We start from the raw sequence: 1,135 nt of genomic DNA on the forward strand, positions 1-1,135 counted from the left end.
GGAAAGCGGCTTTGAACCGGTTTATGATCGAATTCGAGGATCGACTGATTGAGTATGTTTAACCCAGACAGTTACACAGTTTAATTTACAGTCCCACTGGTGGAGAAAGCAAAGCTTTCACTTTGTTCCATCGACCCACCTCTGTGGCCTTGGCAATACGCGCTTGCAGTCGCAAAACCGCTCGGCTGACTTGATCCCAATCGATCTGATCCCAAACGTTTTCCACGGCCGAGAGTTCACCAGTTCCAGCCGATAAGGATTGATCCCCAACTGCTATAACCGTCATCTGCTTTCCCTCTTATTACGATTTTTCAAGTTCTCTCACCATTCAAGACCAGACGGAAGTGGGCTCATTTTCATGCCGGATGATGTTTCAACCCGTATCCTCACTGTTACCGCGAGGCCTTCGCTTTCTCCGTCCTCCTTTACCCACCGAATCAACAGCCTTCCTTACAGTTGGCCTGCCATTACTGGCGGTTCGATGGGTTTACCGTGTTCCGCAAACATCACAAACGAGAGGGTTAGCTTTTGCCTTTATACCGACGGCTTTATGAGTCCGTGTGCTCCCTGGCGGTGCTGAAGCAACCAGCCGTATACCTTTTGGTTCAAGCCTTAATCAGCATCTTTAGCTTGTTCGACTTAACGGTACCTGCAGCAATTCACTTATGTTAAGCATACCTCCCAGCCTTGCCATTCACCCGCATTGATGCTTGCAGGTGCCATCAATCCTCGCGGTCTTGATGTGGCCAAAGGCCTGACACATTGTCCCCATGGCTTCGCACAAAACCGTTACCAGTCATGCACGCATAGGTAGGCTACAACCGACGGAACGGTTGGTCATGTCACCTTGATAACAGGGCATGACAATGATATTTGCGACTTCACGTCGCACGCCAGCATAGTCATCAACCAGCAGGTGACCCTGCCAGTTTTGCAGAAAGTCTTGCACATGCCGGCCGCTGCGACTGGTCTGATAATCGAAGACAACCATGCGCGGCCCGGGATCAAGGTCGTTACTGCGGTAGGCCCATAGATAGGCCTTGCGGGTTTTGCCGTTGCCGGGTTCCAGTTGCGCTACCGGCGATTCATCCGCATGCAGGGTGTTTCCCTGCAAAAGATGCCACTTTAATTGATC

General features: G+C 51.0%; 2 protein-coding genes. Both read right to left on the minus strand.

From position 1 onward, the window contains the following. Window positions 1-85: 85 nt before the first annotated feature. Window positions 86-286 (minus strand): reverse transcriptase N-terminal domain-containing protein, encoded by a 201-nt coding sequence (locus BMY60_RS15160; RefSeq protein ID WP_090334729.1) that lies wholly within the window; start codon window positions 284-286, stop codon window positions 86-88. A gap of 510 nt (window positions 287-796) precedes the next feature. Beyond that, a partial coding sequence (locus BMY60_RS15165) for an IS66 family transposase (RefSeq protein ID WP_371264228.1) occupies window positions 797-1,135 on the minus strand: 339 nt, incomplete at its 5' end.

Source organism: Nitrosomonas sp. Nm51 (genome assembly GCF_900111165.1).
GTDB lineage: Bacteria > Pseudomonadota > Gammaproteobacteria > Burkholderiales > Nitrosomonadaceae > Nitrosomonas.

Coding starts and splice junctions, on each gene's coding strand:
- BMY60_RS15160 (WP_090334729.1), bottom strand. CDS start 286: ATGACGGTTATAGCAGTTGGGGATCAATCCTTATCGGCTGGAACTGGT.